Source organism: Clostridium sp. AN503 (assembly GCF_040719375.1).
Lineage (GTDB): Bacteria > Bacillota > Clostridia > Lachnospirales > Lachnospiraceae > Brotaphodocola.
The window spans coordinates 2,813,976-2,833,706 of record NZ_JBFDTP010000002.1; the positions used below are offsets into that span (position 1 = coordinate 2,813,976).

19 protein-coding genes and 1 pseudogene are annotated in these 19,731 nt (G+C 53.6%); 1 reads left to right on the forward strand and 19 read right to left on the reverse strand.

Annotation, left to right across the window (positions count from 1 at the left end; genetic code table 11):
• Nucleotides 1-46: 46 nt before the first annotated feature.
• The 11 genes from AB1I67_RS20340 to AB1I67_RS20390 all read right to left on the reverse strand — a co-directional run bounded on the left by AB1I67_RS20340 (nt 47) and on the right by AB1I67_RS20390 (nt 11,210).
• Nucleotides 47-829, reverse strand: a complete 783-nt coding sequence (locus tag AB1I67_RS20340; protein WP_367032030.1) for a DUF975 family protein — start codon at nt 827-829, stop codon at nt 47-49.
• Entirely contained in the window at nt 829-1,263 is a 435-nt protein-coding gene (locus AB1I67_RS20345; RefSeq protein WP_367032031.1) for a DUF4190 domain-containing protein, read from the reverse strand. The genes AB1I67_RS20340 and AB1I67_RS20345 overlap by 1 nt, the downstream gene beginning before the upstream one ends.
• A 29-nt stretch (nt 1,264-1,292) precedes the next feature.
• The gene (locus AB1I67_RS20350; protein ID WP_367032033.1) at nt 1,293-2,189 is read right to left on the reverse strand and encodes a MetQ/NlpA family ABC transporter substrate-binding protein; all 897 of its coding nucleotides are present in this window, start codon (nt 2,187-2,189) and stop codon (nt 1,293-1,295) included.
• A gap of 119 nt (nt 2,190-2,308) precedes the next feature.
• Nucleotides 2,309-2,974 (reverse strand): methionine ABC transporter permease, encoded by a 666-nt coding sequence (locus AB1I67_RS20355; protein ID WP_367032034.1) that lies wholly within the window; start codon nt 2,972-2,974, stop codon nt 2,309-2,311.
• Nucleotides 2,964-3,983: an ATP-binding cassette domain-containing protein gene (locus AB1I67_RS20360; protein WP_367032035.1), complete on the reverse strand. Its 1,020-nt coding sequence runs from the start codon at nt 3,981-3,983 to the stop codon at nt 2,964-2,966. The genes AB1I67_RS20355 and AB1I67_RS20360 overlap by 11 nt, the downstream gene beginning before the upstream one ends.
• Nucleotides 3,984-4,339: 356 nt before the next feature.
• Nucleotides 4,340-5,353: a tripartite tricarboxylate transporter substrate-binding protein gene (locus tag AB1I67_RS20365; protein WP_367032037.1), complete on the reverse strand. Its 1,014-nt coding sequence runs from the start codon at nt 5,351-5,353 to the stop codon at nt 4,340-4,342.
• A gap of 1 nt (nt 5,354) precedes the next feature.
• Nucleotides 5,355-7,592 carry an ATP-binding protein gene (locus AB1I67_RS20370; RefSeq protein ID WP_367032039.1) on the reverse strand — a complete coding sequence of 746 codons (2,238 nt, stop codon included), beginning with the start codon at nt 7,590-7,592 and terminating at the stop codon, nt 5,355-5,357.
• 85 nt (nt 7,593-7,677) lie between these two features.
• Complete coding sequence (locus AB1I67_RS20375) at nt 7,678-7,929, reverse strand: hypothetical protein (protein WP_367032040.1); 252 nt, start codon at nt 7,927-7,929, stop codon at nt 7,678-7,680.
• 89 nt (nt 7,930-8,018) lie between these two features.
• Nucleotides 8,019-9,533: a tripartite tricarboxylate transporter permease gene (locus AB1I67_RS20380; protein ID WP_367032042.1), complete on the reverse strand. Its 1,515-nt coding sequence runs from the start codon at nt 9,531-9,533 to the stop codon at nt 8,019-8,021.
• 12 nt (nt 9,534-9,545) lie between these two features.
• The gene (locus AB1I67_RS20385) at nt 9,546-10,067 is read right to left on the reverse strand and encodes a tripartite tricarboxylate transporter TctB family protein (protein WP_367032043.1); all 522 of its coding nucleotides are present in this window, start codon (nt 10,065-10,067) and stop codon (nt 9,546-9,548) included.
• Nucleotides 10,068-10,091: 24 nt separating this feature from the next.
• Nucleotides 10,092-11,210 (reverse strand): tripartite tricarboxylate transporter substrate binding protein, encoded by a 1,119-nt coding sequence (locus AB1I67_RS20390; RefSeq protein ID WP_367032045.1) that lies wholly within the window; start codon nt 11,208-11,210, stop codon nt 10,092-10,094.
• 232 nt (nt 11,211-11,442) lie between these two features.
• Between AB1I67_RS20390 and AB1I67_RS20395 the strand changes: the two genes are divergently transcribed.
• Nucleotides 11,443-12,177 carry a response regulator transcription factor gene (locus tag AB1I67_RS20395; RefSeq protein ID WP_367032047.1) on the forward strand — a complete coding sequence of 245 codons (735 nt, stop codon included), beginning with the start codon at nt 11,443-11,445 and terminating at the stop codon, nt 12,175-12,177.
• Nucleotides 12,178-12,291: 114 nt separating this feature from the next.
• Here AB1I67_RS20395 and tkt read toward each other — a convergent pair.
• The 8 genes and pseudogenes from tkt to AB1I67_RS20435 form a co-directional block, all read right to left on the reverse strand.
• Nucleotides 12,292-14,269, reverse strand: a pseudogene (gene tkt / locus AB1I67_RS20400) (transketolase).
• Between the two features lie 95 nt (nt 14,270-14,364).
• Entirely contained in the window at nt 14,365-15,021 is a 657-nt protein-coding gene (gene fsa / locus AB1I67_RS20405) for a fructose-6-phosphate aldolase (protein WP_367032050.1), read from the reverse strand.
• Nucleotides 15,022-15,081: 60 nt separating this feature from the next.
• Entirely contained in the window at nt 15,082-15,813 is a 732-nt protein-coding gene (locus AB1I67_RS20410) for an HAD family hydrolase (protein ID WP_367032052.1), read from the reverse strand.
• A 5-nt stretch (nt 15,814-15,818) separates the two neighbouring features.
• A complete protein-coding gene (locus tag AB1I67_RS20415; RefSeq protein ID WP_367032054.1) occupies nt 15,819-16,511 on the reverse strand; it encodes an L-ribulose-5-phosphate 4-epimerase in 693 nt (230 codons plus the stop codon).
• 36 nt (nt 16,512-16,547) lie between these two features.
• Nucleotides 16,548-17,597: a hypothetical protein gene (locus tag AB1I67_RS20420; RefSeq protein WP_367032056.1), complete on the reverse strand. Its 1,050-nt coding sequence runs from the start codon at nt 17,595-17,597 to the stop codon at nt 16,548-16,550.
• Nucleotides 17,598-17,651: 54 nt separating this feature from the next.
• On the reverse strand, nt 17,652-18,497 hold the full coding sequence (locus AB1I67_RS20425; RefSeq protein WP_367032057.1) for an L-ribulose-5-phosphate 3-epimerase: 846 nt from the start codon (nt 18,495-18,497) through the stop codon (nt 17,652-17,654).
• A 98-nt stretch (nt 18,498-18,595) separates the two neighbouring features.
• Complete coding sequence (locus AB1I67_RS20430) at nt 18,596-19,357, reverse strand: DeoR/GlpR family DNA-binding transcription regulator (RefSeq protein ID WP_367032060.1); 762 nt, start codon at nt 19,355-19,357, stop codon at nt 18,596-18,598.
• Between the two features lie 40 nt (nt 19,358-19,397).
• Nucleotides 19,398-19,700, reverse strand: coding sequence for a PTS sugar transporter subunit IIB (locus AB1I67_RS20435; protein ID WP_367032061.1), 303 nt, complete (start codon nt 19,698-19,700; stop codon nt 19,398-19,400).
• Nucleotides 19,701-19,731 lie beyond the last annotated feature (31 nt).

The window sequence follows — 19,731 nt, forward strand, 5'->3', positions numbered from 1 at the left end:
CTATGCGTATTTTTCTGTTTTGTCCGTCCGGACCCTGAATTCCGTTTTATATGGGATATTCCGGAACTCCGGGCAATCCCTGCGTCTGATAAACCGGAGGATACTTTTCGTCCTTTATGGTCAGATAGAACCGTATATTGGTACAGACCAGATAGGGTGCGATCCAGATATAACCGATCCCAAACGTCAGATATCCCAATATAAAGATCCCGAAAAAGCTGAATTCCAGCCGGATCATCCGCCAGATATTCCCCTGCATCAGGTCTTTGCTGAACCGCATGGCTTCCATCACCCGAAGCTGAGGATCTTCAACCAATGCAGGCAGGGCCATAGCATAACGGCACAGGACGGCGATCGGCACCACCAGCATCAGGGGATATCCCACCAGGAAGCCTGCGCCGATATGCCTGCCGACAGAGAACAATATCCACAACAGCAGTCCCGGCAGACAGGACAGGATACTGTAAAGTGTCAAAAGGGACATAAGACCCAGATACCGTGGGAAATGATTCTTCACTGCAAAGAACAGGTCGCCTATCTCGCACTCCTCCCCCACAGCGATCCGGTAGCAGAGCCTAACATAGCCTACCATCAATATCAGAGAAAGGACCATATATACGATCATCATCGCCAACGTCATATAGACCATGACAGCCAGTCCCGTATTGTTTGGGCCTGCCAGCAGCCCCAATATAAACAAGACAATAAAAAACGGGATCATCAGCAAAAAACCAACCAGATACATCACCAGGACCGCACCGGAAGCATTTCCGTAATTGCCCTGGAGCGCTTTTCTCGCCTCCAGCTTAAGTTCAGCAGCAGTCTTCATCAGAACCCACCTCCCATCGGAATCCGCTGGAATATGGCCAGGATATTGTCCAGATCCAGGTCCGGCCGGGTCACGTCCGGGATCGCCGGAAGGTTCTGGATCGGGTTTGACCCGAAGCGGCTATCACTGTAAAGTCCCAAAGCTATTAAACCGCCCCAGAATGCCGCGCACAGCACCAGCCCGGCAATGGACAGCGCCAGCCCGGCCTTTGCCTGACCGCGCATACGCTCCTCTGTCCTGGACAGCAGCGCAAACAGGATGCCCAGCCCGCCAAAAATAAAACTGCCATAATAACAGCAGCAGGTCACTACCGCCAGGATCCCCATAACAAGCGAAGCAGTCGCCATGTTATTTGGCGGCTGCTTCTGCCCGGATGGGACCGGCCCGGATGTCTGGTTTTCCTGCTGCAAGGTACTTTCCATTTGATAATCCATACCAGTCTCCTCTGTAAAATCCTTAATGCTTAGAATAACGGAACAACTGCTCCCTCGTAGGTGCTCTCAATAAATGCTTTCGCATCCTCGCTGGTCAAAGCTTCCACAAGAGCCTTGACAGCCTCATCATTTTCCTTGCCTTCCTGTACTGCCACGATATTGCCGTAGGTCACCGCAGCCTCAGAATCAGAAGCCTCAACCGCCAGCGCGTCAGACACCTTTAAGCCTGCTTCGATGGCATAGTTTCCGTTTACCACTGCAATATCCACATCCTGCAGAGAACGCGGAACCTGTGCCGCCTCGATCTCCAGGATGTCCAGGTTCTTCGGATTCTCCACCACATCCGTCTTGGTCGCATTTAAGCCAACGCCCTCAGTCAGCTTGATCAGGCCCTGTGCTTCCAGCAGCAGCAGCGCTCTCGCCTCGTTGGTCGCGTCGTTGGGAACCGCCACTTTTGCACCGTCAGCCAGGGCATCCAGGGAAGCGGTCTTACCTGCATAGATTCCGAACGGCTCATAGTGGATCGCGCCCGCGCTCACCAGCTTGGTCCCGTTCTGCTCATTGAACTGCTCTAAATACGGAAGATGCTGAAAATAGTTCGCATCCAGATCCCCACTGTTCAGCGCCAGGTTCGGCTGTACATAATCGGTGTATTCCTTGATCACAAGCTTGTAGCCTTTTTCCTCCAGAGCCTTGGAAGCTGCTTCCAGGATCTCTGCGTGGGGAGCCGGGCTGGCGCCCACCAGGAGTTCCTTTAACTCAGCCGGAGCTTCCGCTGCCGTTTCACCGGTCTCTGCCGCGCTCTCTCCTGCCTTTGCAGTTGCCGCCTCAGTTGCTGCCGCTGTAGTCTCCGCCGGTTTGCTTCCTCCGCATGCGGTCAGTGTAGCCGCCAATACTGCTGCTGTGATGATGATTGATTTTTTCATAATGATTCCTCCTCTTTCCTGAAAAAAATTTGATTTATACGGCTTTTCGCCAACAGCCTCCGCGGTGGAAAATCCCGCTTGCGGCTGTTAAATCCAGTTGCTTCATTTCCCGGTGAACGTCAGCGGATACGCTTGTCGCTGACTCTTGCCATCTTCATTCCGATCTCCTGGATGATCTGGACAATGATGACCAGAATCGCCACGGTCAAAAACATCATATCCGACTGATACCGGTAATAACCATAGTTGATCGCGATACCGCCCAGTCCGCCGCCGCCGACAGCGCCTGCCATGGCGGAGTATCCAAGGATCGTGGTCGTGGAGATCGCAGCTCCCACCAGAAGGGAGGGCTTCGCCTCCGGAAGCAGTACCTTCCAAATGATCTGGAACGTGGAAGCTCCCATGGACTTGGCCGCCTCGATCACTCCGGCATCCACTTCCTTAAAGGAAGATTCCACCATCCTCGCAATGTACGGCGCCGCTGCAATGACCAGAGGCGGTACAACCGCCTTGGCTCCCAGGGTGGTTCCCACCACCACACGGGTCACCGGCATGACCATGATCAGCAGGATCAAAAACGGTATGGAGCGCAGCAGGTTGATGACAATTCCCAGCACCTTCTGAAAAAGTGGAAGGGGACGGATACCGTCCTTATCTGTCACCACCAGAATGATCCCCAGGGGTATGCCGATCACATAAGAGATCACAGCAGAAGTAAATACCATATACAGGGTCTCACCGATCCCCGACTTAATGAGTTCTATAATCTGCGGACTAAATATCATCGCCTGTCACCTCCTCAAACAGTATCTGCACGGATTTTAAATAGTTGAGCGCCCGGTTGGCATCCGCCTCATCCTCCGGGAGCTGGACGATCATCTGTCCCACGGCCTTGCCTCCAAGATCCCTTGTGGACGCATACAGGATGTTGACCGGAACCTTGCTGGCCAGGATCATATTGGCGATCACCGGTTCCATGGATTCTCTTCCGTCAAAGGTGATACGCACCTTCCTGGACTTGTCAAATGTCACATTGGTCACCGCATCTCCCAGGATCAGCTGCCTTCCGATCTTGGACTTGGGTTCTGAAAAGATGTCGGATACGTTGCCCACCTCGGCGATATGGCTGTGGTCAATGATCGCCACCCTGTCACAGATCGCCTCGATGACTGCCATCTCATGAGTGATCACGATCACGGTGATTCCCAAATCCCGGTTGATCTGCTTTAAGAGCTGAAGGATCGACTTGGTCGTATTGGGATCCAGCGCGCTGGTAGCCTCATCACAGAGCAGCACCTTGGGATTGGTCGCTATGGCACGGGCGATGGCGACCCTCTGCTTCTGGCCTCCGGAGAGCTGGGCCGGATATGCCTTTGCCCGGTCCTCTAAGCCCACCAGCTTTAAAAGCTCCATTGCCCGGTCCTTCGCCTGCTGCTTGGGAATCCCTGCGATCTCCATAGGAAAACAGATATTTTTCAGTACGTTCCTCTGGGCCAGCAGGTTGAACTGCTGGAAGATCATGCCCATGTTCTGTCTCGCCTTCCGCTGTCTTACCTCCGGAAGCGCCGCCAGATTCTCTCCCTCGAAGATCACTTCCCCTGAGGTCGGTACCTCCAGCATATTGATGCAGCGCACCAGCGTGCTCTTGCCTGCTCCGGAAAGTCCGATGATCCCGAATATCTCTCCCCGGTGAATGTCCAAGTTGATGTCGTCTAAGGCCACCACAGGTCCATTGGCGGTCTTAAACTCTTTTCCCATGTTCCGAAGCTGGATGATGGTTTCTTCCTGTGCCATATTGTGCTCCTCTTTTCCTGAATTTGAATGTATTCTTATTCCCGCCGGGCAAACGCAAAAACGCCGCAAACCCTGCACAGGCTTGCGGCGATATATCCGGCTATTCTACTCCGGTCCCTATCCGATTCTACTCACAATCCATGCAGACTATATCTGATTTTTCAAGCATACGAACATACGGCACATGTCCATCATCATGCCGCACATCATAGCCATATTCATCTGCATAGCCTTCTGCTGAGTCATATCGGTTCCTCTTTCTTTGCCACGTCAATAAAATCATTAAAATACTCTATGAGGCGTATTTTACGTCAGTGTGGAATGTTTGTCAAGTAAATTCAAGTAAATATTTGTATTTATTGTGAAAACCCAATCTCCTCCAACAGTCCCCGGTACTCCTCGTTCACCTTATCGAGATACGCCTCAAACTCCTCGTGTCCCTCATATTCCATGGTCCAGCCATATTTTTTGCAGGTGGTCTCCCAGCTCTCCGTCTCCGTCATTTTCTTTAAGATCTCCTCCCAATATGCAACTGCGTACTCCGGCATATCCTTGGGCCCGAATACGCCTCTCCAGTTGCTGAACTGGGCGTCGATCCCCTGCTCTTTGCAGGTTGGGATCTGGGAAACGATCTCTCCCTCCAGGCGCTCATCCGATGTGACGGCAAGTACCCGGATATCCCCGCTTTCCATCAGCCCTACCACATCGCTGATCCCGGCTGAGAGCACATCCACCCGGTTTCCCATAAGCTGGGCCACTGCTCCGCCGTTTTCAAAGCCTTCATATGCAACCAGGTTAAGGTTCCCTACTCCCGCAGCCCGGGCCGCCTGCAAAAACTGGATATGGTCCATGGACCCATATGAGGAGGTCCCTCCGATCCGCACAGAATGCGGGTCCTTCTTAAGCTGGGCCATCAGCTGGTTCAAATCCTTATAGGGCGAGTCCGCACGCACGGCAAAGCAGCCATAGTCCACCACCAGCCTGGCGATCGGCGTGGTATTATCTTTGTAATTCAGTTCCGTGCTGCCATTTAAATGGATCAGGCACAGCGGCGGAGAGAATATGGAAAGGATATCATCCCTGCCGCGGTTCTCCTCCAGGTATTCCAGGGATACCCGTCCGCCGCCCCCCGGCTTGTTGGTCACCGGAAGAGGTACTTTTACCAGCCCCGCCTTCTGAAGGCATTGGGATACAGACCGTATGGTCAGATCATAACCGCTTCCCGGTCCCGCTGGTGCGATCAGTTCCACCGACTCCAGCGGATAACTTTCTGATTCTTCCGGCTCCTTCTTCTCTCCACAGCCTGACGCCCCCGCGGCAAGCATAAGAAACAAACCATAGATTCCCATGGTCCTCAGGATTTTTCTCAAATCAAAGCTCCTCCTTCCCCTCCTGCCTGAATGCCAGTCTTGCGATCTCTTCAGACAGCTCTTCAAAACTCACAGGCTTGACCAGTATTTTATCCACAACCCCTTTCTGGTACATATGGAGAGCCGCCGACTCCACAAGCCCCGTGATCATGATGATCCCCATCGCAGGCTGGCTCATCCGGATCCGCTGTGCCAGAACGGTCCCCTTCAGCTGCGGCATCATGTAATCCACGATCGCTACATGAAAACGCCCCGGCTGTTCCTCCAAAACCTTCAGAGCCTCCTCCGGGTCCGTGTACCCATCCACACAGTATCCCCGTTTTTCCAGGCGCTTTTTAAAATATTTAACCACACGTTCCTCATCGTCAACCAGCAGGACGGAGACCTCTTTCCTGTTCTCCCGTCTGACCTCCTCCACTGCTGCCTGGATGGCAGTCGTCCCTCTGGTCGCCGGCAGATAGAGAAAGAATCTGCTCCCCTCTCCCGGCTCACTCTCCACACGGATAAATCCTCCATGGTTGACCAGGATATCCTTTACCACCGACAGGCCCAGCCCAGTACCGTCGCCGGAGCCTTTGGTTGTGAAGAATGGATTGAAGATCTGGCTTAAAACATGTTCCTCCATCCCACAGCCCGTATCCGCCACCAGGATCTCCACATAATCCGATCCTGCCAGCTCCCGCAGATTTTCCGGCATCCCTTCGCGGTTTACCCGCCGGGTACTTACCGTAAGGGTTCCGCCTGTATCTTCCATGGACTGGATCGCATTGGAATACAGATTCAGCAGGATCTGGTGGATCTGGGTCGCATTCCCGTATATGTTCGCATTCCGGTCATCCAGATGCTCCTCCATCCTGATATTGGAAGGGATGATCAGGCTCACCATCTTGGAAGCATCCTGGATCACCACATCCAGGTTTATGGTCTTATATCCCGAAGTATCCGTCTCCTTGCGGCTGAATGGAAGGATCTGTTCCACGATCTCCTTCGCCCGGGTCCCCGCCTTGTGGATCTCGTCAATATCCTCGTAATACTCGCTGCCCCGCCCCATCTGTTCCCGCAGGAATTCCGAATAACCCAGTATGGGCGTCAAAAGATTGTTAAACTCATGTGCGATCCCTCCGGCGAGCGTCCCCATCGTCGTCAGCTTCTGATAATGGCGAACCTCCTCCCGGCTCCGGTGCAGCTCCTCCAGCGTCCCGTTGATCTCTTTTAAATATCCCGTCTCCAGCTCCAGCTTCTGGCGTTTTTTCAGCAGCGTATAGATCGCCAGCCCGCTGGCGATGACCGTCAGAAGGACAGCGCCGAACAGCAGGCTGAACCGCCTCATATTGCTGAATTCGATCGCCACCGCCTGACTGTAGGGCATCACGGCAGAGATATGCCAGGAGGTCCCCCACAGATTCATTCTGGAAAAGGCGGCGATCACCTTGTCCGGAGGGATGATCCCATTAAAAAATGAATCATAGATCGTCATTCCCTCCTCCTGCCGGTACTGAACCTCCAGCATTGCCTTCTGGCTGCCATACTGGGGCAGGGTGTCAAACTCCGGGATATCCTCCCTTTCATTAAATCCCAGCATCCCGTCCACCGGATGCATGATAATGGTCCCGTGTTCATCCTTGACCATAATATAACCCGGTCCATCCACCTTGAGCGGCGCCACATACCGGTCATACAGTCTGTTCATATCGATCACGCTCACCACAGTCCCCAGATAACCGCTGCCCCCATACACGCTGTTGACCAACTCCATACCATAATGGTTCTCGCTGATGGGAAATACGCCTCCAATCCCGCTGGTGCCTTCTGTCCCGCACTTCTCCAGGTTTAATATCTTCTCGTCAAATTCCTCCAAAAACGGGTACTGGTTGTAATGAAAAATCTGCTCTCCCTTATTGTTTAAAAGGTACATCCTGGACGGTCCCTGCTGGTCGGACAGCATGTAAGAAAATATGTATTCCTTGATCTTTTCCGTCTCTCCAGTCCGATAGTGCTCCTCCATGGCATCTAAAAAACCCGGAGTCTGGGTCAGGATACTGACCTGCTTTAGCTGCTCGGAAATACACAGCTCCAGGTTCTGGGAAACGGCGCGGGAGACCAGCAGCAGATGCTGCTGCTGCTGACGTATGATCATCTGTGTATACGCCTGGTAGGTATTGTTCATGGCAAACGCCAAAAATATCAGGATCCCTGCCGTTACCACTGCCAGCAGAAGCCTCTTCCCTTTCTCCTTCATGTTCCCGCCGCTCCATCCATACGTTTTCTATAAGCATAACACGGATGACCTTATTTTTCCATCCATTCCACATCCCGGCCTTCCTTTACTGCCTCAGGATCTCCCCGCAGAACGGGCACCTTCCCCCTTTTAACAGCGGATATTTCATGTCCAGCTTCCCGCGGCATTTGGGACAGCGGTAGCGGTTCTTTTCCAGGATGTAGGAACCCAGGAGCATGCACAGCCCCGCCGCCCACATACCGGAGACCAAAAAAACGATCCCCAGGATGGCAGCCCCGATACAGACAGGCTTGACGCAGGTCAGCGGGATATCCGCTTTAATCACTCTTTTATTCATACTTACGTCCTCTTTTTCAACGGGAAAAACAGGCCTGCCGGTACAGACCCGTTCCTCCAGATATATGGCAGTCACAAATGGACTCAAGTTTAAGCTGCCGTACCCTTTTTCTTTTGCAGCAGCGGTTTGATCACCGGGTTTAATAATACAACCAGACAGATGATCAGGATGATCCCGGTTACGGGGCGGGTCACGATATTGACCGTCTCCTGCCACAGGGTATCACCGGAAGCGATCGTGTAAGCACGGCGAAGGTTGGACTCGCAGATCACGCCGAGCACCAGGCCTAAGATCATCGCCGAGCTGTTGAATTTACAGGTTACGAATACGAATCCGATCAGTCCGGAGATCGCCATAAGGATAACGTCCACGGAGGTGTTTTTCGTTGCATACGCCCCGATGGTCGCCATCATGATGATCGTCGGTCCAAGGACGCTGTACGGCACCTTTAAGACCTGTACAAAGATCCTTGCGATCACGATCGCTGCAAATACCATGATGATATTGGACACGAACATGGACGCAAAGGTCGCGGATAAGAACTGCGGCTGGTTGATCAGAAGCAATGGTCCCATCGTAACGCCTTTCAGCACCAGCGCCGACATCATGATCGCCGCCGCGTTGCCTCCGGGAATACCCAGGGATAACAGCGGTACCATGGAACCGCCCGTTGCCGCGTTGTTGCCTACCTCAGGGGCCGCGATACCCTCTAAACATCCGGTACCGAACTTCTCCGGCGTTTTCGAGATCTTCTGCTCTGCGGAGTAGCAGAGGAAGGATGCGATCGTTGCGCCTGCGCCCGGCAGGATACCGATGACCGTACCCAAAACTGAACATCTGGCGATGATCCATTTGACAGAAAGGATCTCCTTGATGGACGGCATCTTTGCCGACATCACAGTATTTTTACCGCCTACCGCCTGAAGCTTGGACGGCTTGTTGGTCTGCTTTAACACCTCGGTCACCGCAAAGAATCCGATCATGACCGGAATCATCTCGATCCCTGAGGTCAGGAATCTGGTCCCAAAGGTCAGACGCGGAACGCCAAGGAGCGGGTCAAGACCGATACATGCCAGCACAAGTCCGATCAGGCCGGAGATGATCGTCCGGCAGATATTGTCCGTTTCCAGGCTGGTCAGAATGGAAAGTCCCATAAAGGAAATGGCAAACAGCTCCGACGGTCCAAAGCTTAAAGCCGCCTGGGTCAGCTGCGGGCTCAAAAGGAGCATACATACCGCCGCGAACATACCGCCGATGGCGGAACAGATCAGCTGCATACCCAGGGCTTTTCCTGCCTCGCCACGCTGGGCCATGGGGTATCCGTCATAGGTTGTGGGCGCACTGGAAGGAACGCCCGGGATCTTGAACAGGATCGCCGTCATACCGCCTCCGGTGATGGACGCGCAGTAGATGGCTACCAGGAATGCGATCGCATTGACCGCATCCATTTTGTAAGTAAACGGGATGCCCAGGGTCACTGCCATCGTCGCTGAAACGCCCGGCAGCGCGCCAAATAAGGTTCCCAAAAATACTGCAAAGATAATCAGCACGAACATCTGCGGCGCAAACACCACCGACAGACCGCTGGTCAACAGATCAAGCATACACTACCTCCTTTACATTGCCGGGACGAGAGACTCCACGAAAAGAGCAAAGTCCCTTAAGAAGGACACCTGGCCTCTCGGAAGCATAACGCCCAGCATCACGGCAAACCCGATGTACAAAATAATGGTGATCACAACCGAAGTCCCGATCAGGATCGGAAACTTCCTCTGCCCCAGCAGATACCCATAGGCGATCAGGAACAAAAGGCAGGTTGCCATAAATCCGACCGGTTCGTACATAAGAGCCATGACGACCACCAGGACCATGCCTACAAAAAGCTTGCTTTTTACAAGCCGCCCAATGGATGGAAAGAAGTCTGCAAATGCAGCAGCGATATCCTCTTTCCTGTTTTTCTTAAAATACTTAAATATATTCCAGCACAATGCCAGGATCAGCAGTGACAAAAGGGCCTGGGGCCATTGTTCGGCCCCCAGCTCATTTGCCGCTGACACAGGCATGGTCGCTCCCACATACCAGAAACAGAATGCGGAAAATCCAAGCAGAAGCAAATTGACGATCAATTCCAGTGCCATACGGTCTAACTCCTTCCTAATGTTTTACTGAATCAGGCCAGCTCCTTTTAAGTAATCCTCAAAGGTCACATACTCTTCATCGATCAAAGTCTGCATCTCAGCCGCATCCGCATAACCCGGGCGGTCCAGATAACCTGCGTTCTTCATGAAGTCCTGATAAGCCGCGCTGTCCCATGCGGTCTTGATCGCTGCTGCCATTGCGTTTACTGCTGCATCCGGAGTATCCTTGCGGCACAGAACGCCTCTCCAGGTTCCCACATAAGAATCAATGTTGTGCTCGCCGGTGCATTCAATATCCGGGAAGGAGGACATCCTTTCCTCAGACATGGAGATCAGCGGAACGATGTCGCCGGACTCGATCAGGCCCTTGATCTCGTCTGCGCCGGTGATGTTGATGTTGATATGGCCGCCAACCATTGCAGAGCTGAGCTCAGCGCCGCTGGAGTAGTTCACGATCTTCACGTACTTCTCAACTTCGGTGATATCACAGCCAAGGCCGCCTGCCAGGGTCTGCTTTAAGGAGACGGAATCCGCGCCGGTTGCCGTCAGCATTCCACAGGTCAGCTCCTGGGGATGTTCCTTCGCATAGGTTACAAATTCGTCAAAATTGGTATATTTGCCTTCCATTGCCTTCTTGGAAGAAGCAATGATGTTGATGGAGTGAACCAGCTTTGCCACCGGACGGAACTCTTCTCTGAAATCCACCGGCAGGATCTTCTGCAGATCCAGCATGATGTGGGACTGTGTTCCCAGCACGTAAGTATAACCGTCAGCCGGCTGCTTGTTGGTAAAGTCGATACCGTTGGCTCCGCCTGCGCCCTCTACGTTGACGATCTCAACCGGAACGCCCAGGACCTTTTCCAGCTCCGGCTGCAAAGGACGAAGTGTACCGTCCGCACCGCCGCCTACGCCCCACGGACAAACAAGAGTTACTTTTCTCTCCCATTTCCAATCTTCAGCGCCCGCTGCCTCTTCTGCTTTAGCCTCACCTTCCTTTGCCGCCTCTGTTTTTGCCGCTTCCTCTTTTGCCGCCGTTTCCTTCGGTGCGGCTGTGCTGCCTGAGCTACATCCAGTCACTGCCATTGCCAACATGGAAAATGCCATCGATACCGCCAAACCCTTTTTCAAACTCTTTCTCATCATAACCTTCCTCTCCTTCCAAAGCCTTTATGAACTTTGTACACTTTTTACTTGTATCTTTATATTACATTAGCAAACTTAACCACACGCATACCTTTTCTTAAATTTTTGTAAGATAAATGTAACTATATGGTAAAGAAGAGAAAGTGTGTTATAATCATGTTAAGATAAATTTACAGACAGCATTTTACAGATGACCAAATATCAGGCTGTCACGAAGAAAGGAGACGATCCCTTGAACCGTAATAAAATCCTTGTAGTAGACGACGATCCATCCGTACGCCGTATGATATGCCGTATCCTGGACAGTGAGGGATTGTCTGCCCAGGAAGCCTCCGGAGGCCTGGAGGCGATCCAGCTGGCGCAGTCACACCCCTATTCCCTGATCATCCTGGACCTGATCATGGACGATATGGATGGTTTTCAGGTGATCAACCACCTGCGGCTCCACGGGGTCCTGACCCCGCTTTTTGTCTTAAGCGGCAGGCAGGCTGAGGTTGACAAGGTTCTGGCTCTGGGAATCGGAGCCGACGACTACATCACAAAACCATTCAGCACCATGGTGCTGTGCGCAAAGGTAAAAGCCTGTCTCCGGAGGGAAAGCCTTTCGGGTCCGGTCAGCACAAACGAGATCCTGGCAGGCCCGTTCCGCTATATTGTAGATGAGATGCGGCTGTTCAAGGACAACATCGAGCTGTTCCTTTCCAGCAAAGAATGTCTGCTCATGAGGTATTTCCTGACCAACCAGAACAAGATCCTCACCAAGGAGCAGATCTATCGTCAGGTGTGGAATGATACCTTCGTCGATGACAATACGATCATGGTACATATAAGACGTCTCCGCATGAAGATCGAGGATGATCCCAACCATCCGGTGTTTTTAAAAAATGTCCGCGGGATCGGATATCAGTTTGTGGTCTGTCCTTCGGGGCAGGATCCCAATCCTTCCGGGGCGTCTGTGTTTCACTGAGCTTGATTCCAACCATCAAAAAGGGAAAGCCGTCACTGCACAATGACTGCTTTCCCTTTTTAACAGACTTTTTGATTCTGTAGATTCTGTATCACGTTCTATGCCAGAACATTCTTACAGCCCTTTCACAACCTCAGCCACATGCTTCGCCGTGAACCCGAACTTCTCAAACAAAGACTCAGCCGGCGCCGACGCGCCAAATCCCTGCATCGTCACATACGCCCCGTCCAGGCCCACATACTCGCCCCAGCCGAACCCGCTTAAGGCTTCCACCGCCACACGCTTCCTCACCGCCTTCGGCAGCACCTTCTCCCGGTACTCTGCATCCTGCTTGGCAAACACATCCATGCTCGGCATGCTCACCACACGCACGTCGATGCCTTCCTCCGCCAGAAGCTTCTTCGCATCCACCGCCAGGGACACCTCCGAGCCGCTTGCCATCAGGATCGCATCCGGCGTCTCCTTCGCACTGTCCTCCAGGATATAACCGCCCTTCAGCGCCTCCCTGCTGCTCCCCAAGCTGCGGCAGGTTCTGCCTTGTCAGTACCAGCGCCGTGGGCGCATCCTTCGCGGTCGCTGCATAATACCAGGCCGCAGCCGTCTCCGTCGCATCCGCCGGGCGGTACACGTGAAAGTCCGGCATCGCACGCAGCATCGCCAGCTGCTCGATCGGCTCATGGGTCGGCCCATCCTCCCCCACTCCGATACTGTCATGGGTGAACACATAAGTCACCGGCAGCTTCATCAGCGCTGCCAGACGCGCCATAGGCTTCGTGTAATCGCTGAACACGAAGAACGTGGACACAAACGGCCTCATCCCGTGCAGCGCCAGGCCGTTCCCTATCGCCGCCATCGCCAGCTCCCGCACGCCAAAGTGCAGGTTCCTTCCTGCGTAGTTATCTTTAGAGAAATCCCCCATATCGCTCATATAGGTCTTGGTGGACGGCGCCAGATCCGCGGCTCCGCCGATCAGCGCAGGAACCTCATTCTTTAAACGGTTCAGCATGATGCCGGACAGATTCCTGGTGGCCTGCGTTTTATCCTCGTATGCCCAGAACGCCTCGTCGTCATAAAGCTTTTCGCCGATCTGCTTATCATGGTAAGCGTCCCACTGCTCCTTAAGCTCCGGGTATGCCTTTGCATACTCTGCAAACAGGGCCTCCCATGCTTCCTGCGCCTTTGTTCCCTGAGCCGCCAGGCTCCGGTAATTCTCATACACATCCTCCGGCACGTAGAACGGCTCCATGCTCTCCCAGCCCAGGTTCTCCTTGAGCGCCGTCACATTCTCTGCTCCCAGGGGTTCCCCGTGGGCGCTGGCCCTGCCCTGTTTGGCGGGGCAGCCGTAGCCGATCTGGGTCTTCACGGTGATGAAGGACGGTCTTACCGTATCCGCTTTTGCTTCTTCGATCGCTTTTCCGATGGCCTCCGGGTCGTTGCCGTCCTCCACGGTGATGGTCTGGAAGCCGAAGGCCTCCATCCTCTTCTGCACATCCTCCGTAAAGGCGATATCCGTGCTCCCCTCGATGGAGATCCTGTTGGAATCATACAGCACGATCAGCTTGTGAAGGCCAAGGGTACCCGCCAGGGAGAATGCCTCCGAGGAGATCCCCTCCATCATGCAGCCGTCGCCGCCCAGCACGTAGGTATAATGGTCCACCACCGGATATTCCGGACGGTTGAACACGGCAGCCAGATGGGCCTCCGCCATAGCCATGCCCACGGCCATGCCCATGCCTGCGCCCAGCGGGCCTGTGGTGGCCTCAACCCCCACCGTATGCCCGTACTCCGGGTGACCCGGGGTCAGGGAGCCGGACTGGCGGAAGTTCTTTAGATCCTCCACGGTCAGACCGTAGCCGAACAGATGCAGCAGGGAATAGAGTAATGTAGAGCCATGACCGCCGGAAAGGATAAACCGGTCCCGGTCCTCCCATTCCGGGTCAGCCGGATTGTGGTTCATATGGTGCGCCCACAGCTCATAAGCCATGGCCGCCGCCCCCAGGGGCAGCCCCGGATGGCCGGAGTTTGCCTTCTGCACGGCGTCCGCCGCCAGGACGCGGATTGCGTTTACAGACTTTGTTTCAATATTATTCATCCTGTTTCTCCCTTTTGATACACGCATATTTCATGCACGTTTATTTCCAGTATCCTAATTCACCACATTATAGTAAACTCGTGATCCCACCAGAATTAATCGCCGAATACCTTCCTGTAGTCTGCCTGGAACTTGGCAATACCCTGATTAGTCAGCGGATGCTTTGTCATCTGCAGGATGACCGGATAAGGCACCGTCGCAATATCGGCGCCAGCTCTTGCACAGTCGATCACATGGATCGGGTTTCGCACGCTGGCAGCAATGATCTCCGTGGTGATATCGTCATACATCTGGAAGATATCCATGATCTCCTCGATCAGCTGGATGCCCGGCATGGAAATATCATCTAAACGGCCCAAAAACGGAGATACATAGGCAGCGCCCGCTCTTGCAGCCAGAAGCGCCTGTGCTGCGGAAAATACCAGGGTGACATTGGTCTTGATCCCCTCGGAGGACAACACCTTGGTCGCCTTTAAGCCCTCTGGTGTCATAGGGATCTTCACAACCATGTTGGGGTGGATCGCTGCGATCGCACGTCCCTCTGCGATCATGCCCTCCGCGTCCACTGTGGTTGCCTTCACCTCACCGCTGATCGGGCCGTCTACAATGCCTGCGATCTCTTTTATCACCTCATTGAAATCCCTGCCCTCTTTTGCGATCAGGGACGGGTTGGTGGTCACTCCACAGATCACTCCCATATCATTCGCTTTTCTAATATCCTCAACATTTGCCGTATCCAAAAAGAATTTCATGATGATTCCTCCTATATTTATGATCCGGGATCCTGGTCTCCGGACATTTTCCTGTTCTGTTTATTGTTCTGATCCTAAAAACCCCACGCCCCGGCAGCCCTCAAAGGATGGGATCACATGATAAATCCTTCCATCCGGCATCGCCGCCTCACAGCAGTCTGCCGCCGTCCTGCCGGTCTCCGGTGCGAACAAAAGCGCCTGCATTCCGCAGGTCAGAGCTGCCGCCACGTCTCCATTTAAGCTGTCGCCCACAAACAGGCACTCCTCCGGATCCATGCCGCTCTTTTCCCTGCACTGGGAAAAGAACTTCGCATCCGGCTTTTCCACGCCCGCCTCCTCGCTGCTCACCAGCCAGTCCACATAGGACGAGACGCCCAGCCGTTCAAGTTTTCTATACTGGATCTCCGCGGTCATGTTGGTCCCGACGCCGATCTGTATCCCCATCTGTTTAAGCGACTCCATCCATACCTTAAGTCCGGGAAACGGCCGCATCTCTTCCATCAGAGTGTCCCAATATATCCGGTGCATTTCCTGTACATGCGGAAACAGAGGGACGCCCCAAAGCTCCATCATGCACTGGTAACGGAGCAGCCGGTTGTGGATGGACGCACATCGGTATCCGATACGCTGACGCACCATCCTGCCCGCTACTGACAGAGACTGATAAAACCGTTCCTCGCTTATGCCAAGCTGCTCCCGGCAGTATTCCTGCACTGCTTTCGTGGACACCTGGTCACAGGCGTCATAATCATACATGGTGCCGTCAATATCAAATATGACTGTACGGATCACCCGACTCACCCTTTCTGTCCGTAATAAGCGTTTGCCCCGTGTTTTCTCAGATAATGCTTATCCTGCAGTTCCTGCGGAGCCGGCTGTACCTGCGGATTGATCATCTCGCACCGGGCCGCCATCTTGGCAACCTCCTCCAGCACAACCGCGTTGTGGACCGCCTCACCGGCATCCTTCCCCCAGGCAAACGGCCCATGGTTCTTGCACAGGCAGGCAGGTACCGCCATGTATTCCTTATCCTTAAAATGATCCACGATCAAAAGGCCGGTATTCTTCTCGTAAGCGCCGTCAATCTCTTCCTTTGTCAGGCAGCGCAGGCATGGGATCTCCCCATACATATAATCCGCGTGGGTAGTGCCGTAACAGGGAATCCCTCGCCCCGCCTGGGCCCAGCTTGTGGCCCACGGAGAATGGGTATGTACGATCCCCCCCATTTTCGGAAACGCCCGGTAAAGCTCCAGATGGGTGGCTGTATCAGACGACGGGTTCATCTCTCCTTCCACCTGATTGCCCTCAAGGTCCATCACCACCATATCCTCCGGCCGCAGCCTGTCATAATCCACGCCGCTGGGCTTGATGACAAACAATCCGCTCTCCCGGTCGATGGCGCTGACATTGCCCCAGGTAAAGGTCACCAGGCCGTATTTGGGAAGCTCCATATTCGCTTCATAGACTTTCTGTTTCAATGCCTCAAGCATATGTTTTCATCCTCCTTCTCATCACTCTCCCGCGTATTACAGCTCCACCGTATACATGGCAACCTCATCGGTCTCCCGGTTTGCAGAGATGATGATCTCTTTGCCGTTATGGCTGTATTTAAGCACGTTGGCCGGCCCGCAGTCTTCATCCAGCACACACACCTCGTAATCCGCTTTATCCGGGTTCCAGGTAAACATGAGCAGGTCCCGCTCCGCCTTCCTGTGCCCGATCACGACCGCAGGTCTCCCGCAGAGCATGCCTCCAAAGATCGCATGGGTGAATTCCGCAGGTTTTCCATAGTCATAGACCTTTTCAAACGCCCCGTCTTTTTTCTTGTAAATGCTGATATTATCCCCGTGGAACGGTGACAGCACAGCCAGTTCCTTCTCGCCGTCCCCATCCATATCCACCAGCACCGCATCGCTGGCCGCCGTGTCCAGCAGTGTTTTGATCTCCCAGCCTTCTTCCGGCGCCTTTGGCGGAATGAACTGGAACACACCACAGTCCGCAGAGATAACCGCGGTCTGCAGGCCTTCGTCCTCCACGCGGTAATACCCGTGGTTCTTTAACATATTGTCTTTGATGACCGTAAGCTCCAACTGATGTCCATCATCAAACCCGCTTAAGTCCTCAGGCAGGACCGCCGCATATACCTTGCCCGGCATGGACCAGTCCTCCTTAAACTCATGGCCTGATTTTAACGCGCAGGCGATCAGATAGCGGACTCCGTTCCGCTCCAGGATATCGAAGCGGTGCACATGAGGCAGATCCACCAGGGTGCGCACCTCCCAGCCGTCTTTCCCTTTCGGGGTGACGATCACGATCTTCGCCTCCTTGGAATCATTAGGCGAATAGAACTTATGGGTTGCAAGGAACTGTCCGTCCGTCCCCGGCACCTGCACCATGGTCATGACGCCGCCCGGCTCGCTCCACACCGTATCCTCCTCATTGCCGTCTAAATCAAACAGGATGCAGCGGTCCACCTTCTCCGCCGCCACCAGGAAATGGTCCTTTCCTGCATAGTGCAGAGGCGCCAGCGAATAACATTTTGTAAGATTGGAAATTACCTTTTTATCGATTTTCATGTTCCTGTCTCTCTTTCTTTTACTTCTTGACAAAAGCCTGCTGCCATACAGTGGTCATCCCTGCGACTTTAGGATCTCCGCCATCCGGCGGTTGGCATCCAGCAGATCTTCCTTCCATGCCGGGTTCCCCGTGTACCAGAATTCCGTCACATACCGCCTGATCCCAAGCTCCCAGGCGGTCCGGATGGCGCTCTCAAAGTCCACATGGCCCTCCCCAAACGGGATCTCCCGGAACAGGCCGGGTTTTGTCTCCTTCAAATGCATCGCTACCAGATGCCCTTTTCCTGTCCGCAGGTCGTCAAGCACATCGGTTCCATAGGTTTTGGCTGCATTGGTTGTATTCCCGATATCGGGATACACATTCAGATACACGGATGATACCATGTCCACATATTTCATGGACTTTTCCACCGTATTCATAAACTCGGTCTCCATGGTCTCAAAGCCCAGGAGCACTCCGGCGCGTGCCGCCATCTCCGTTGCCTTTTTTAAATTCTCCAGGAAATACGCCCTGGTCTCCTCAGTGGATTCCTCATAATACACGTCATATCCCGCCAACTGGATGATCCGGACCCCCAGATCCTCCGCAAGCCCGATGGCCTTCTCCATGATCTCCAGGCTCCTGGCCCGCACCGCCGGATCGCTGCTTCCCAGCGGATATTTGCGGTGGCCGCTCAGGCACATGGAACGGATCGGCACCTGGGTTTCCTTCATCACACCCAGGAGCGCAAGGCGTTCCTCCTTCGTCATCTCCAGGCGCGCTAGCTTCGCGTCTGTCTCGTCAATGCTGATCTCCACAAAGTCAAAGCCCGCCTCTTTTGCCGCCTCAAGCTTTTCCTTCCATGACAGCTCTGCCGGCATGGCCTTCTCATACAGCCCAAGGGTATATGCTCTATCCATTTTATCTCTCCATTCTATCTTCCCTGATTCTCTACAAAACAGCGTTCTTTCAGACTGGCATAAACCTGTCCGCGCGCAGTGCCGCCTGCCATCTCCGGTCAGAAATCCGCTTTCCTCACCTGATACACAATGACGCCTTTGTCCCGGATCAGCTCAAGCGGCTCTTCCGGCGCTTTCTCATCTGTGATCAACACCTTGATCTTCTCGATCGGCCCGCTGATAAAGCTGCTGTTCTTTCCGATCTTCGTGTGATCGGCCAGGACATAGACCCCCTGGGTCGCGTGGTCGATCATCAGTTCATTGATGCTCACTTCGTTAAAGATCTCCGTCGTCATCCCATTCTCAGCGCTGATTCCGGAACATCCAAGAAATGCTTTTTTAACATAGATCGGATTTAAATTGCGCAGTGCAAAATCCCCAACCATCGCGTCCTTTGGATGGCGGAGCTCCCCTCCTGTAAGCACCACATTGACACTGGGCGGATAATTACAGCCGATTGCTTTCCCGTTGTTGGTGATCACCGTTACATTGCTGCACTGGATATATTCCAGCATCTTTAATGCATTCCGGCTGGTGTTGATAAACAGATTGTCATTAGATGAAACCAGAGTCGCCGCATATCTGGCGATCAGCTTCCTGTACGTCCGGACTTCATTTTCCGCGTCCGGGGAAGCGACCGCTCCCCCGTAAACGCGCCTCAACTGCTTCTGATCCTCCAGAAACTGGAGATCCCTGCGTATTGTGATCAGGGATACCCCCAGCTTCTGCGCCAGTTCATCCACCCTTACCGACGGATTGGTCTGCATCATTTCCAGAATTTGATTTCTCCTGCTGTCCACATACTCCCGCTCTCTCTTCAATTCTGTCCCCTCCCGTGTCCTTGATGGATCGTAAATCTGATCAGATGATCCCGTGCTCCCGCATCTTGTCTTCCATCTCCTGGGCAGACATGATATTGCGCAGGCCGATCACCGTCGTTCCCTTTTTCTCCGCATCCTTAAACATGTTTGCAAAGTTCTGGGCGCAGAATACTACGTCAAACTGGTTGGCTGCGGTCTTTCCCTCTGACAGCGCGCAGTGATGCACCTTGGACGGTTTGATGCCCAGCTTCTTGAGCACCTTTTCCATCGTCATCTTCATCATCAGGCTGGAACCTGCCCCATTTGCGCAGCATACCAGAAAACTCATATTGTCCTTTGCCATGATCATAATCCTCCTTCATTTATGTATAGAT